The sequence below is a fragment of the Streptomyces sp. NPDC059092 genome, from assembly GCF_042756365.1.
Lineage (GTDB): Bacteria > Actinomycetota > Actinomycetes > Streptomycetales > Streptomycetaceae > Streptomyces.
This window is the reverse complement of sequence record NZ_JBHZEJ010000018.1, coordinates 42,918-57,682: the sequence shown is the minus strand read 5'-3', so window position 1 is coordinate 57,682 and position 14,765 is coordinate 42,918. Positions and strand designations below refer to the sequence as shown.

The window sequence follows — 14,765 nt, the reverse complement described above, 5'->3', positions numbered from 1 at the left end:
TCCCCGAAGACGCCCCGCCGCACCAGCGTGGTGACACGATCCGCCGCGGCCCGGGCCGGACGGCCCCGCCCCTCAGAACCCCCGGCCGTCCCCGGGGCGCACGGTGTGGGCGGGGGTGAAACTCACCGGGAGGGCCGTCAGACCGCGCGCCCACGGGGAGGGCCGCCGCGTCAGCGAGTCGGCGGGGACGGCGAGGTCGATGTCGGGGAGCCGGTCGAGCAGCACCTCGATGGCCGTACGGGCGATGACCTCGGCGATCTCCTGCGCGGGGAACGGACAGCGGTACTCACCGTGCCCGAACGAGAAGTAGGCGTTGTTGCCGCCGGTCAGCGCCGAGCCGTGGGTACGGACCTGCGGATCGTTGTTGGCGGCGGCGATCCCGAGGAGCAGCATGTCGCCCGCCTTGACGGGACGGTCGCCGAGGGTGGTGTCGCGGGTGGCCCAGCGGCCCACGGCGTTCTGCGCGGGGGTGTCCTCCCAGAGGACCTCGTTCATGGCCTCGGCGACGCTGTGCCGGCCGCCGGAGAGGGACGCGGCGAACCGGTCGTCGGTGAGCATCAGCCGCAGCGAGTTGCCGATCCAGTCGGCGGTCAGCGTATGGCCCGCGAGGACCAGCACGATCAGGTCGTGCAGGACCTCCTCCTCGGTGAAGCCGGCGGTGTTCCGCAGCAGCCGGGAGGCGACGTCCGCGGGGCCCGCGCCGTCCCTCTTCCCGTCGAGGAGCGAGGTGGTCGCCTCGAAGAGGTACCGCTGCGCCGCCTGGGCCAGCTCGCCACCGTCGGCCAGATCGATCGCGGCGGCGGCCAGACCGGGCCCCTGGTCGTCCGGGAAACCGTAGATCCTGGCGAGGACCCGGACCGGGAACGGCCTCGCGTACCGGGCGATGATGTCCGTACCGCCCTCGGTGCAGAAGCCGTCGATCAGCTCGTCGGCGAGCTGCTCGGCGAAGTGCCGGAGCATGAACGGGTCGACCGCCTCCAGCGCGTCGCTCACCATCGTGGCCCGTTCGCGGTGGCGCTCACCGGTCGTGTAGAGGATGGACGGCTGCGCCCGGCCGATCAGCGGCGCCAGCGGCCAGTCCTCGGGGACGAGGTCCCACTGGCTCCACACCGCGGAGTCGCGGCTGAAGAGCACCGGGTCGCCGGTGACCTGGTGCAGTTCGCGGTAGCCGAGGACCAGCCACGCGGGTATGCCGCCTTCGAGGAGTACCGGGGCCACGGAGCCGTGTTCCCGCCGCATCTCCCGGTAGAGCACGTTGGGTTCGACCTGGAAGCGGGGGCCGCTCAGCGGCACGGCGGAATCCGCGCGGTCCCCGTCCCCCCGGTGGGCGGGGCACCCGGGCGGTGGGGCGCTCGCCCCGGTGGTCCGGGCGGTGGGTTCGGCCGGTGTCATCGCTGTCGTTTCTCCGAGGTCGGGTACGTCCGGGGCGGTACGCCACCAGCCGGTCCGACCAGCGGGGTTCAAGGGGCGGGAAGCCCGTCGACGCTGATTCGCACGGTCATCGTGGCCCCCCGTGTGTTCCGGGCACTATAAAGGGTCCCCGACCCCGCCGAGCGGCGAACGGCTCCCGGGGACCGGCGGTGAACGGCTCGCGGGGACCGGCGGTCAGCCCGTCGTGACGTGCCGGAACCTCCGCAGGGCCAGCACCATGAACGCCGCCGTGATCGCCGCCGCGCAGCACACGGCGTACGGCAGCGCGTGCGCGACGGGCCACGCGTCGCCCGGCGTGAGGCCCCCGGGCGGCGGGTTGCCGAAGAGCCCGCGGACCGCGGTGGCCGTGGCCGAGACCGGGTTCCACTCCGCGACCGTCCGCAGCGGACCGGGCATCGCGGCGGTCGAGACGAAGGCCGAGGAGACGAAGGTGACGGGGAACAGCCAGATGAGCCCGGCGCTCTGGGCCACCTCCACGCTCCGCGCCATCAGCCCGATGGTGGCGCCGACCCACGACATCGCGAAGGCGAAGAAGAGGATCAGCAGATACGCGAGCAGCGCCTCGCCGGGTGAGGTGGTGACGCGCCAGCCCACCAGCAGCCCGCACAGGGAGGTCACGGCGAGGGTGACCGCGCTCATGATCAGGTCGGAGAGGGTACGGCCCAGGATGACGGCCATCCTCGGCATGGGCAGGGAACGGAACCGGTCGACGATCCCCTTGTCCATGTCATGCGCGAGACCGAGCGCGGTGAACGCCGCGTTGAACGTGACGGCCTGGGCGAAGATGCCGCCCATCAGGAACGTACGGTAGTCGGCTCCGCCCAGGCTGCCGCCGAACACGTACGCCAGCAGCAGGACGAACATCACCGGCTGGACGAGCGCCGCGATCACCGAGCCCGGCGTACGGCGCAGATTGAGCAGATTGCGCCACGCGATGATCGTGGCGTCCCGCGCCACCCGCCGCACGGGCGCCCTCACCGCTCCTCCCCGGTGAGCGCCAGGAAGGCGTCGTCGAGGGTCGGCGCCGCCAGTTCCACGTCCTGGACCGCGATCCCCGCGCGCCGCAGGCAGCCCAGCGCGTACTCCAGCGTCTCCGCTCCGTGGTCCGTGGCGACCGTGAACCGTCCGGTGTGCCGGTCGAGGTCCGGGGTGTGGGCGCCGAGCGAGTCCAGCACGGCGTACGCCCCCGCGCGGGCCGGCGGTTCGGCGACCGTGAGCGCCAGCCGTTCGCCTCCGACGCGCGCCTTCAACTCGGCTGCGGAACCCCGGGCGATGACCCGGCCGCTGTCGATCACCACGATGGAGTCGGCCAGTTGGTCGGCCTCCTCCAGGTACTGGGTGGTGAGCAGGACCGTCGTTCCCGCCGCCACCAGCTCCCTGATGGACGCCCAGGTGTCGTTCCTGCCGCGCGGGTCGAGCCCCGTGGTGGGCTCGTCCAGGACGACGACGGCGGGGCGGGCCACCAGCGCGCCCGCCAGGTCCAGCCGGCGGCGCATCCCCCCGGAGAACGTGCCGCTCGCGCGGTCGGCGGCCTCTTCGAGCCGGAACCGGGCGAGCAGTTCGGCGGCCCTGCGCCGCGCCTCACGGCGCCCCATCCCGTACAGCCGGCCGACGAGATACAGGTTCTCGCGGCCGGTGAGCTTCTCGTCCACCGCCGCGTACTGGCCGGAGAGGCCGAGACACGCCCGTACGCCCTCCGGGTCGCCCAGCACGTCGCGCCCGGCCACCCAGGCCCGCCCGGAGTCCGGCCGCAGCAGGGTGGACAGCACCCGGACGGTGGTGGTCTTCCCGGCTCCGTTGGGTCCGAGCACGCCCAGCACGGTGCCGGGCGGCGCTTCGAGGTCCACGCCCGCCAGGGCCTGTTTGTCACCGAACCTCTTGGTGAGCCCCTCGGCGCGTATCGCCAGGGGGTGTTGAGCCGTCATCGTTGCCTCTCGTTCGGAGGATCGGGCGTGCGGGCCCTTCAGACCACGGCGATCCGGGCGCTTCTGGGCGTCAGATCCGTCCAGTTGCGCTCCACGTACTCCAGGCAGGCGCCGTGGCCGGCGGGGCCGAAGACCGGCTCCCACCCGGCGGGGACCTCGGCGAAGGAGGGCCACAGGGCGTGCTGGTCCTCGTGGTTGACGACCACCCGGTGCTGGGTCCTGGGGTCGTCGAAGGGGTTCGTCATGAGAGTTCTCCTCGTGCGGTGCGGTGGGCGGCGCGCAGGGCGCCTGCCACGGTGGTGCCGATCCGCTCGCGAGCGGCCGGCTGCATCATCTGGGCGTGCGCGCACGCCACGTCGTGGTTCTCGATGTGTCCGCTGATGTACGGCGCCCACAGACCGGTCCCGAAGGTGTCGGCGGGGCGCCCCTCGGTGGCGGTGAAGAAGAGGACCGGGCCGTGGAAGGTCCGCGGGGTGTACGCCCGCATCAGCCGCGCCTGGCCGGCGAAGTTGTCGACCATCGCGTCGATCGTGGCCGGTTCGAGCGACCCCAGGGGGCTGCCCGTACGGCGGAACTCGTCCCGTACGGAGGCCGCGTCGACGGCGTCCGCGCCCGCCAGGGCGTCCCCGTCCACCCCCAGATTGGCCAGCAGCGCGCGGAAGACCGTGTCCCGGCCGGCGCTGTCCAGGTCGTCCAGCGGGGCCAGCGGGAACGCGTCGGCGATGGTGAGCAGATCGACCCGCTCACCGGCCTCCTGGAGCTGGACGGCCATCTCCTGCACGACGTTGCCCCCGAAGGACCAGCCGAACAGGTGGTACGGGCCCTGCGGCTGGACCGCGCGCACCTCGGCCACATACACGGCAGCCATGGCCTCGATGGAGCCCGGGAAGGGCGCCGCGCCGTCCAGGTTCGGGGTCTGGAGCCCGTACACCGGCTGGTCGCTGTCGAGATGCGGCAGCAGTCCGCCGTACGACCAGGCGAGCCCGCCCGCCGGATGGACGCAGAACAGCGGGGGACGCCCGCCGGACGTGCGCAGCGGCAGCAGCGTCGCCAGCGGGTCGTCGTCCGCCGCGTCGAGCAGCCGGTCCGCGAGCGCGGCGACGGTCGGCGCCTCGAAGAGCGTACGGATGGAGACGTCCACGCCGAGCGCGGTACGCACCCGGCCGATGAGCCGGGTCGCGAGCAGCGAGTGGCCGCCGAGGGCGAAGAAGTCGTCGTCGATCATCACCCGCTCGACGCCGAGGACTTCCGCGAACAGCGTGCACAGGACGTCCTCACGCGGTCCGCGCGGGGCACGCCCGCCGTCCCCGCCGCGCTCCGGCGCCGCGGGGGCGGGCAGCGCCCGGCGGTCGGCCTTGCCGTGGGGGGTGAGCGGAATCCGGTCCAGGCCCTGCCAGCCGGAGGGCACCATGTAGGCGGGCAGAAAGCGCGCCGCGTGGTCGCGTACGGCGTCGAACCCGGCCGCGTCGAAGGCCGCGCCGCCCCCGGAGGCGGGCACGAGGTAGGCGGCCAGCCGCGTGCCGTCCTCGCCCTCGTGGGCGATCACGGCGGCCCGGCCGACGGCGGGGTGCTCTTCGAGGACCGCCACGATCTCGTCGGGCTCGACACGGAAGCCCCGGATCTTGAGCTGGCCGTCGGAGCGCCCGGCGAATTCGAGGGCCCCGTCGGCGGTGCGGCGCGCCCGGTCGCCGGTGCGGTACATCCGGCTTCCCGGCGGGCCGTACGGGTCGGGCAGGAACACGCGGGCGGTCTCCCCGGGCCTGCCGTGGTAGCCGAGGGCGAGGCTGTCACCGGCGAGGTGGAGATCCCCGGTAACCCCGGGCGGGGCCGGGCGCAGCGCCGCGTCCAGCACATGGGCGCGGGTGCCCGCCACCGGGGCGCCGAGCACCGGGCGGTCGGCCGAGTCGAGCGGGGCCTCCAGGGCGTCGACGGTGGCCTCCGTGGGACCGTAGAAGTTCCAGCAGCGCACGTCGGGGACGGCGCGCAGCTCGCTCCACAGCCCGGCGGGCACGGCCTCGCCGCCCAGGATCAGCACGGCGGGCCGGTGCGGCGCCGCCCGGTCCAGGAGGCCGGCGTCCAGCAGCTGCCGTGCATGGGCCGGGGTGGTCTCCAGGACGTCGAGGCGCCGGTCGCGTACGCGCGCCACGAGCCCTTCGGAGTCGCGTCGGGTGAGATCGTCCACGAGGTGGAGATGGTGCCCGTCGAGCATCCACAGCACCGGGTCCCACGACGCGTCGAAGGAGAGCGCGGCGGTCAGCGCCACCGCGAGCCGGCCCTGGCCCGTGGCGCGCACGGCGGGGGCGAAGACCTGCCGCCGGTGGTGCTCCAGCAGCCGGGCCAGGGAGCCGTGGCCGACCAGGACGCCCTTGGGCCGGCCGGTCGAGCCGGAGGTGTGCAGGAGGTACGCGGCGTCCCCGGAGCCCGGCGGCGCGAAGCCGCGGGGGGCGGCCGGGGCCTCCAGCGCGTGTGCCGCCGCGTCGCCGTCCAGCACCAGCCGGGGAGCGGCGGCGGGGATCCGGTCCTCGGCCGTCCGCGCGGTGACGGTCAGCCGGGGGCGGGCATCCGCCAGCACGGCCTCGATCCGTCCCTCGGGAAGCGAGGTGTCGACCGGCGCGTACACGGCACCGGCCTTGAGCACGCCGAGCAGCGTCGCGATCGAGTTGGTCGAGCGTGGCAGCAGGACCGTCACCGGGTCCCCGCGCCGTACACCCGAGGCGCGCAGCAGGGCGGCGATCCGGTCGGAGCGCGTGTCGAGCGCGGCGAACGAGAGCCGCCCGTCGGGCGCGGTGACCGCGATGTCCCCGCTGCGGGCCCCGGCCACGGTGAGCGCGAAGCGGTCCAGGACGGTGCCCGGATCGCCGGGGACCCGGCCGCCGTCGCCGAGCTCCAGCAGCCGCGCCTCCTCGGCCGGGTCCAGCGGGCCGAGGCCGGAGAGCGGCGCGTCCGGGTCGGCGACCGCGCGCTCCACCACCCGGGCGAACCACCGGCCGATCCGGTGGGCCGTCGCCGGGTCGAAGAGGTCCCGGCTGAACTCCAGGGTGCCGTCGAGGGCCGCGGGCCCGCCCTCGGCGCCGGGCCGCTCGGTGAAGCCGAACGAGAGGTCGAACTTGGCGCCCCCGGTCTCCACACCGCCGAGTTCGGCGTGGAGTCCGGGCAGGTCCAGCCGGGGCGGCCGGGTGTTGTTCAGGGTCAGCATCACCTGGAACAGGGGGTGGCGGGCGAGGGAGCGGGCCGGCCGCACCTCCTCCACCAGCCGCTCGAAGGGGAGTTCCTGGTGGGCGTAGGCCGCCAGGTCCGTCTCCCGCACCCGGGCCAGCAGCTCCCTGAAGGTCGGATCACCGGAGGTGTCCACCCGCAGGGGGAGCGTGTTGACGAAGAAGCCGACCAGCCCGTCCAGCGCCTCGTCCGTCCGGCCCGCGACGGGCGTCCCGATGGTGAGGTCGTCGCCCGCGCCCAGCCGCCGCAGCAGCACCGCCAGCGCGGTGTGCAGCACCATGAAGGTGCTGGAGGCGCAGGACGAGGCCAGTTCGGCGACGGCGGCCGAGGTCGCGGACGGCAGCCGGAGCGGGACCGTACCGCCGTCGCCGGTGGGAACGGCGGGTCGCGGACGGTCGGTGGGCAGCGGGGTCTCCTCGGGAGCCCCCGCCATCCTGCCCACCCAGTGGGCGAGTTGACGGGACAGGAGGGAGCCCGGGTCCGCCGGGCCGCCGAGCAGGGTCCGCTGCCACAGGGTGTAGTCGACGTAACTCACCGGCAGGGGAGCCCAGTTCGGGGCGCGGCCCGCCGTGCGGGCGGCGTAGGCTCCGGCGAGGTCCTCGGCCAGCGGTCCCATCGACCATCCGTCGGCGGCGATGTGATGCACCGTCAGCAGGAGTACGTGGCGGTCCCCGGCCTGTCGGAACAGCTCGGCGCGCAGGGGGATGTGGCGCGACAGGTCGAAGGGGCGCGTCGCGTGGTCGCGCAGCACACCGTCCAGAGCGGACTCCTCGACGGCTGTCACCGGCAGTCCGGGGCGGGCGTCGCCCGGGTCCAGCACGGCCTGGAAGGGCTCCCCGCCGTGCTCCTGCACGACCGTGCGCAGGCTTTCGTGGCGGGCCACCACATCGCCCAGCGCGCAGTGCAGCGCGTGCCGGTCCAGATGTCCCGTCAGCCGTACCGCGATCGGAAGGTGGTAGGCGCCGTCGTCCGGGTCCATCCGGTGCAGGAACCACAGCCGCCGCTGGGCGGGGGAGAGCGGTGGACGGGCGGGCCGGGTGGCGCGCCGCAGGGCGGGGCGCGCGGCGCCCGCCTCGTCCAGGCGCTCCGCGAGGGCGGCGGGCGTCGTCGACTCGAAGAGTGAGCGGACCGGCAGTTCGACGCCGAAGGCGGCCCGGACACGGCCGACCAGGCGGGTGGCGAGCAGGGAGTGCCCGCCGAGTTCGAAGAAGTCACCGTCGCGGGAGACCTGCGCGACCCCCAGGCTCTGGGCGAACAGCGCGCACAGGATCTCCTCGCGCGCCGAACGGGGCGGATCGGCGTCGGCCCCCTCGGCCCCGCCGTGTTCGTCGCTCTCCGGGGTCACGGGGAGGGCGCCGAAGTCCACCTTGCCGTGCGCGGTCAGGGGGAGCGCGTCGACCCGCACCACGACGGAGGGCACCATGTAGGCGGGCAGCCGGTCCGCAGTGAAGGCCCGCAGTTCACGGGCGGACGCCCGCTGACCGTCGCAGGGCACGACCCAGGCGGCGAGCCGGCCCCCGCCCTCGGTGTCCGGCCGTACGGTGACGGCCGCCTGCGCCACCCCGGGGTGACCGGTCAGCGCGGCCTCCACCTCGCCGGTCTCGACGCGGAAGCCCCGCACCTTGATCTGGCCGTCTGCGCGCCCCGCGTACTCCAGCCGGCCCTCCCCGCGCCGCACCAGGTCACCGGTGCGGTACATCCGGGTGCCCGGCGGGCCGTAGGGGTCGGGGAGGAAACGCTCGGCGGTGGTGGCGGAGCGGTTCTCGTACCCCCGCGCGAGACCGGCCCCGCAGAGGTACAGCTCGCCGGTCACCCCGGGCGCCACCGGGCGCAGCCGTGCGTCGAGGACCCGCGCCCGGGTGTGCGCCACCGGGTGGCCCAGGTGCGGCCGGCTGCCGGGGGTGATCCGGCCCATCACGCTGTCGACGGTGGCCTCGGTGGGCCCGTAGAGATTCCACACGGCGACGTCGTCCAGGGCGGCCAGCTCGTTCCACAGCGACTCGTTGACGGCCTCCCCGCCGAGCGCGAGGACCCGGGGCCGGGGCCGGCCCGCCGCGAACAGCCCGCAGCTCCTGAGCTGTTCCAGGAAGGACGGGGTGGTCTCGACGACATCGATCCCGCTGTCGTGCAGGAAGGCGGTGAGCGCCTCCGGGTCGCGCCGTACGGTGTCGTCCACCAGATGCAGTTCGTGCCCGGCGATCATCCACAGCAGCGGGTCCCAGGACGCGTCGAACGTCATGGCGGCGGTCAGCGCGACCCGCAGGGGAAGACCGTTGTTGGCGCGCTCCGCCGGTGCCATCAGCCTCTCCTGATGGCTCGCGAGGAGGTTGGCCAGCGCGCGGTGTTCGACGACCACCCCCTTGGGGCGGCCCGTGGAGCCCGAGGTGTAGAGGACGTAGGCCGCGTCCTGGGCGACCGGCGGCGCGGGCAGCTCCCCGAGGAACTGATCCCCACCGGGCAACTCCCCACCGGGCAACTCCCCACCGGGCGACTCCCCGCCGGGCGACTCCCCATCCGTCCACTCCCCACCGGACGACTCCACGCGGGTCCGCGGCCGGAGGTCCGGATCGTCCAGCGGCAGCAGGTCACGTACGGGCGGCAGCGCGTCGGCCACCTCTGCCGTCGTGAGCACGAGCCGGGGCGACGCGGTCTCCAGGATCAGTTCGTTGCGGGCCCGCGGATGGGAGGGATCGAGCGGTACGTGGACGGCGCCGGCCCGCGCCACCCCCAGCAGCGCCACGACGTGCAGCGAGGTCCGGGGGAGCGCGACGGCCACCCGGTCGCCGTGCCGGACGCCTGACGCGTGCAGGACCCGCGCCAACCGCTCCGCGCGCTCATGGAGTTCACCGAAGGTGAGCCGGCCGTCGGCGGCGACGACCGCGGTGCGGCCAGGAGTGACGATCACGCGGGTGGCCAGCACGTCCAGCACCGTCCAGTGCGGCACGTCGAGCCCGGGGTGGCCGGGCTCCATCTGTCCCCGTGGACGGGGGATGGCGCGCGGCAGTTCGTCCAGCGCGGCCCTGCGCTGTTCGGCCGTCAGGAAGTCGAGATCCGGGTACGGCAGGTCGGGCGTGGTCAGCGCGGCGGTCAGCAGCCGGACGAAGTGCTCGGCGAACCGTTCGGCCGTCCCGCGGTCGAACAGGTCCTCGCTGTACTCCAGTTCGCCGGTGATCCCGGCCGGCGCGCCCGCCACGTCGTGATGTTCCAGCAGGTCCCAGGTCAGGTCGAACTTGGCGCCGCCCCGCCCGACCGACGGGTCGTGGCGCACGGTCAGGCCGGGCAGCGCGGCGCGCGGCGGCGGGGTGTTGTTGAGGCTGAGCATCACCTGGAACAGCGGATGGCGCGACAGGGTGCGGGCGGGGGCCAGCTCCTCCACGATCCGCTCGAAGGGCAGTTCCTGATGGCCGTACGCGGTCAGGTCGGCGTCCCGTACCCGGTGCACCAGCTCCCGGAACGCGGGGTCGCCCGAGGTGTCCGCGCGCAGCACGAGCGTGTTGACGAAGAACCCGACCAGGTCGCCGACGCTCTCGTCGGTACGGCCCGCGACGGGGGTGCCGATCGCGATGTCCTCCCCGGCGCCGAGCCGGGTCATGAGGGCGGCGAGCGCCGCGTGCAGCACGATGAAGGCGCTCGCCCCGGTGGCTCCCGCCAGCTCCGCGAGGGCGCGATGGGCCGCCGCACCGATCCGTACCGGTACGACGGCTCCCGCACCCGAGGGCCGGACCGGGCGCGGCCGGTCGGCGGGGAAGGTCACCTCGTGGGCCGGCGCGTCGAGCACACGGGACCAGTGGGAGAGCCGCCGCCGGGCGAGGCTGCGCTCGTCGCGGGGGTCGCCCAGCAGCTCGCGCTGCCACAGCGCGTAGTCGGCGTACTGGACGGGCAGCGGCTCCCAGGCGGGCGCCGTGCCGCTCCCGCGCGCGGTGTAGGCGTCGGAGAGGTCACGCGTCAGCGGCGCCATGGACCAGCCGTCGGCGGCGATGTGGTGCAGCGTCAGCACGAGCAGATGGTCCTCGGCGCCGTACGCGAACAGCTCCGCCCGCAGCGGCAGGCCGTGCTCCAGGTCGAACGGGGAGGTGTCCGGCCGGGCCGTCCCCTCGGCCACCTCGGTCACGGAGAGCGTCGGCCGTGCCGACTCCGCCGGCAGGACGCGCTGGTACGGGCCGTCCGCGTCCTCGGCGAAGACCGTCCGCAGGCTCTCGTGACGCCCGACCAGGTCCGCCAGGGCGTCGGAGAGCGCCGAGCGGTCCAGCGGTCCGCTCAGCCGCAGCGCGACCGGCAGGTGGTAGGCGGTGCCCGCCCCGCCCATCTTCTCCAGCAGCCACAGCCCCTGCTGGCCGGAGGAGAGCGGCAGCCGGCCCGGACGCGGCACGACCGCCGTCAGCAACGGCCGGGCCGGTGCCGCGGTGTCCAGGAGCGCGGCCAGGGCGGCCGGGGTCGGCGACTCGAACAGCGACCGGATCGGGATCTCCGCGCGGAAGCGCCCGCGGATCCGGCTCACCAGCCGGGTCGCGAGCAGCGAATGGCCGCCCAGCAGGAAGAAGTTGTCGTCCCGGCCGACCTTGGGCAGCCCCAGGCAGTCCGCGAAGACCTCGCACATCAGCGCCTCGTCCGGGGTGCGCGGCGCGCCGCCGGACGCCGTGACCGGACGGGCCGTCGGCAGCCGGCCGGTGTCCAGCTTGCCGTTGGGGGTGAGCGGCAGCCGCTCCACCGCGGCGTAGGCGGTGGGCACCATGTGCTCGGGGAGCGCCTCGGCCAGCGCGTCCCGCACCGCCGCCGGGTCCGGCTCGGGGAGGCCGGGGTCCGCCACCCAGTACGCGGCGAGCCGCTCCACACCGTCCTCGGGAGCCGTCAGCACGACCGCCGCCCCGGCGATCCCGGGCAGCCCCCGCAGAACCGTCTCGATCTCACCGGTCTCCACCCGGTGGCCGCGGAGCTTGATCTGCCGGTCGCTGCGGCCCAGGTACTCCAGCGACCCGTCCGCGCCCCAGCGCGCCAGATCCCCGGTGCGGTACATCCGGCCGCCGGGCGGGCCGAACGGGTCGGGGAGGAACCGTTCCGCCGTCAGCCCCGTACGGCCCGCGTAGCCGCGTGCGACGCCCTCGCCGGCGAGGTACAGCTCACCCGTCGCGCCCTGCGGCAGGGGGTGGAGAGAAGGGTCCAGCACATAGGCCTGGGCCCCGGTGACGGGGCGCCCGATGACCGGCCTGCCACCGGTGACCCGGCTGGTGACCGCGTTGACGGTGGTCTCCGTCGGGCCGTAGAAGTTGAACACCAGCAGATCGGGGTGGACGGCGAGTTCGTTCCACAGCGAGTCGTCGACGGCCTCACCGCCGAGCGCGATGACCCGCGGCCGGTGGCCGCCCGCCGTGAGGAGACCGGCGGCGACCATCTGCCGGAGATGGCTGGGGGTGGTCTCGACGGCGTCGATGCGGTACGTGGCCAGGAACTCCACCAGCGCCTCGGGGTTCCTGCGGGTGTCGTCGTCGACGAGGTGCAGTTCGTGCCCGGCGACCATCCACAGCACCGGGTCCCAGGACGCGTCGAACGAGGTCGCGGCGGTCAGGGCGACCCGCAGCCGGCGCCCCAGCGCCCGTTCGGCGAGCGCGTGGGAGTCCCGGCGGTGGTGGTCGAGCAGATTGCTCAGGGAGCGGTGCTCCACGACGACCCCCTTGGGGCGGCCCGTCGACCCGGAGGTGTAGATGATGTACGCGGCGTCGTGCGCGCCGGGACGGACCGGCTCCCGCCCACCGTCGGCCCGGTCCACCGCCGCCGCGTCCACGAGGGCCGGGTCCACCAGGGGGAGCACACCTGCGGGGTCCAGCCGGGCCACGCCCTCGGCCGCCGCCACCAGTACGGCCGGACCCGCGTCCTCGATCATGTACGCGAGCCGGTCGGCGGGGTACGCGGGGTCGAGCGGCAGATAGGCCGCCCCGGTCCGCATCACCGCGAGCATCGCCGCCACCAGGTCGGTGGAGCGGGCGAGCCCGACCGCCACGCAGGTCCCGGGCCGGGCGCCCCGCGCGGACAGCACGGCGGCGAGGGCGTCGACCCGCTCCGCGAGTCCGCCGAACGTCAGCCGGGTCTCCCCGTGCACCACCGCTGTCGCGTCGGGGGTACGGCGCGCCTGGTCGGCGAGTTGCTCGGGCAGCGTCTTCGCCGGCTCCGTCGCCCCGGGACGCGCGCTCCGTCCGGCGCCGAGGCCGATGACCCGGCGCTGCTCGTCGTCGCCCACGATCCGCAGCGAGCCGATCTGACGGTCCGGGTCGTCGGCGAACGCCTCGATCAGCCGGCCGAAGCGCTCATGGTGCCCGGCGAGTTCCGCGCGGGAGCAGAGCAGGGGGTTGGCCAGCAGATCGATCCCGAGCCCGCCGTCCGCGTACGACGCGTGGACCGCGACGGTCAGGTCCGCCACGGGGCCGATCGAGAGATTGCGCAGGATCGCGGTGGACGGGCCGAACCGCAGAGTGTCGTCGAAGGCCAGCACATTGACCGAAGGCCCCGTCAGAGGCTCGTTCCGCCCCGTCAGACCGCGTTCGGCGCGCAGGCTCTCGGCGGGGAAGCGCTGATGCCCGAGAATCCGCCGCGCCTGCGCCGAGGCCCGCTTGGCGACCTCCGCCACCCGGTCCGACGCGGATATCTCCAGCCGCAGCGGGAGCACGTTGGAGAGCATGCTCGGCGTGGCACGCGCCACCGGCGTCCGGCGTCCGGTCACGGGAAGCCCGAGGACGACCTCGCCGACTCCGTGGCGGCGGTGCAGATAGACCCCGGTGGCCGCCATGAAGAACGTCGGCCAGGCCACCCCGGCCCGCCGGGCCGCGGCGCGCAGCCGGTCCGCCCCGGCCGCACCGGACTCCCGTGCCACGGAATGGAATCCGTGGCCGGGCGGAGCGGACACCTCGGCGATCCCGGTCGGTGCCGGCGCCCCGTCCAGGTACTCCGCCCAGAAGGCGCGGTCGGCCGTGTACGCCTCCGAGCCGTGGTAGGCGCGGTCCTCCTCGACGACCGCGTGGAGTCCGGCGCCCGGTGTTCCGGCGGGCGGCACCTGAGCGGCGGCAGGGCGGGTGTAGACCTCGGCGATACGGGCCAGCGCGAGGGCCGCGCCGTAACCGTCCAGGGCGAGATGGTGCACCTGCTGGTGGAAGAGGTGGCGCCGTTCGCCCAGCCGGTAGAGGGCCATCCGGACCAGGGGCCCCCGGGCGAGGTCGGCCGGCGCCGCCAGGTCCGCCCGCATCCGGCGCAGCGCCTCACCGTACGGGTCCTCCGCCGCGGACAGGTCGGCCAGCGCGACATCGACGCCGCCCGACGGGTGGACCGTCTGGAAGGGAACGCCGTCACGCTCCCCGAAGGTCAGCCGCAGCGCGTCCGTCTCCGCGACCACCTGGCGGACGGCCGCCCCCAGACGTGCCGGGTCCATGGGGCCGGTGACATCGGCGAATTCGGCGACGTTGTACGAAGGGTTTTCCGGATCGAGCTTCTGCGCGAACCACAATCCCCTTTGAGCGGCGGTCAGGGGAAGGACCTTCGGCACAGTGCCGTCGTACATCGCGTCGGTCACGGATTCTTACCTCTACAGGTTCCTGGCGTCGAGAAGCGCACGGAAGAGCGCACGGACGGCTGTTCGCCGGGCCCCGACCGATGTCCTCCTCGAAATCCGCCGTCGCCGCCCGAAAGATGCTGACGGGAATGTGTTCGGAGACACGGCGGCGACGGATTGCCGCTGTGATCCACCCCACATGACGGCTGCTCAGGCGTTCGCGAATCTCGCGAGGAGAGCTGGGTCACATCTTCCCGGTGAGCCGATCCGATCCCTCACCGGCAACGAACGTCAGGCTGAGAAGGCTGTTCCGTACGACACTTGGAGAACCTTTGCGTACTCCCCATTCGATCCTGCGCCGGGGAATCGTGACCGCGACCGCGGGAGCGATTCTGCTGATATCGGCGGGCGTCGCCGCGGCGGCTCCCGTTCCCGCGCCCGAACGGAAACAGGCCGCGGCGACCACCCCCTTGTCGAACGCCTACCGTGGCGTTCAGGGGGCCAATTTCTGTCTGCTGTCCCGCTGCACCGTCGGCGCCGCCGGAACGGGCGGGTCGACCGGACCGAGCAATACCCAGGGCGCCAATGTCTGCCTGCTGGCCCTCTGCACCGTGCGCCCCTGAAACGGCGCGTCCCCGCGGCGTGGGTTCCACGAACGG

The 14,765-nt window shown here is 74.3% G+C and carries 6 protein-coding genes; 1 reads left to right on the top strand and 5 read right to left on the bottom strand.

Going from position 1 to position 14,765, the window contains the following annotated elements; genetic code table 11:
• Nucleotides 1-72 precede the first annotated feature (72 nt).
• From ACFXPL_RS13665 to ACFXPL_RS13645, 5 genes are all read right to left on the bottom strand, one after another.
• Nucleotides 73-1,392 carry a cytochrome P450 gene (locus ACFXPL_RS13665; protein WP_384917466.1) on the bottom strand — a complete coding sequence of 440 codons (1,320 nt, stop codon included), beginning with the start codon at nt 1,390-1,392 and terminating at the stop codon, nt 73-75.
• 213 nt (nt 1,393-1,605) lie between these two features.
• Nucleotides 1,606-2,409 carry an ABC transporter permease gene (locus ACFXPL_RS13660; protein WP_384917463.1) on the bottom strand — a complete coding sequence of 268 codons (804 nt, stop codon included), beginning with the start codon at nt 2,407-2,409 and terminating at the stop codon, nt 1,606-1,608.
• Nucleotides 2,406-3,356, bottom strand: a complete 951-nt coding sequence (locus tag ACFXPL_RS13655) for an ATP-binding cassette domain-containing protein (protein WP_384917459.1) — start codon at nt 3,354-3,356, stop codon at nt 2,406-2,408. Before ACFXPL_RS13655 ends, ACFXPL_RS13660 begins: the two co-directional genes overlap by 4 nt.
• Before the next feature lie 38 nt (nt 3,357-3,394).
• The gene (locus ACFXPL_RS13650) at nt 3,395-3,601 is read right to left on the bottom strand and encodes an MbtH family protein (protein WP_384917456.1); all 207 of its coding nucleotides are present in this window, start codon (nt 3,599-3,601) and stop codon (nt 3,395-3,397) included.
• Nucleotides 3,598-14,127 (bottom strand): amino acid adenylation domain-containing protein, encoded by a 10,530-nt coding sequence (locus ACFXPL_RS13645; RefSeq protein ID WP_384917452.1) that lies wholly within the window; start codon nt 14,125-14,127, stop codon nt 3,598-3,600. The genes ACFXPL_RS13650 and ACFXPL_RS13645 overlap by 4 nt, the downstream gene beginning before the upstream one ends.
• A gap of 347 nt (nt 14,128-14,474) precedes the next feature.
• Between ACFXPL_RS13645 and ACFXPL_RS13640 the strand changes: the two genes are divergently transcribed.
• Nucleotides 14,475-14,729: a hypothetical protein gene (locus ACFXPL_RS13640; protein ID WP_384917448.1), complete on the top strand. Its 255-nt coding sequence runs from the start codon at nt 14,475-14,477 to the stop codon at nt 14,727-14,729.
• Nucleotides 14,730-14,765: the final 36 nt, after the last annotated feature.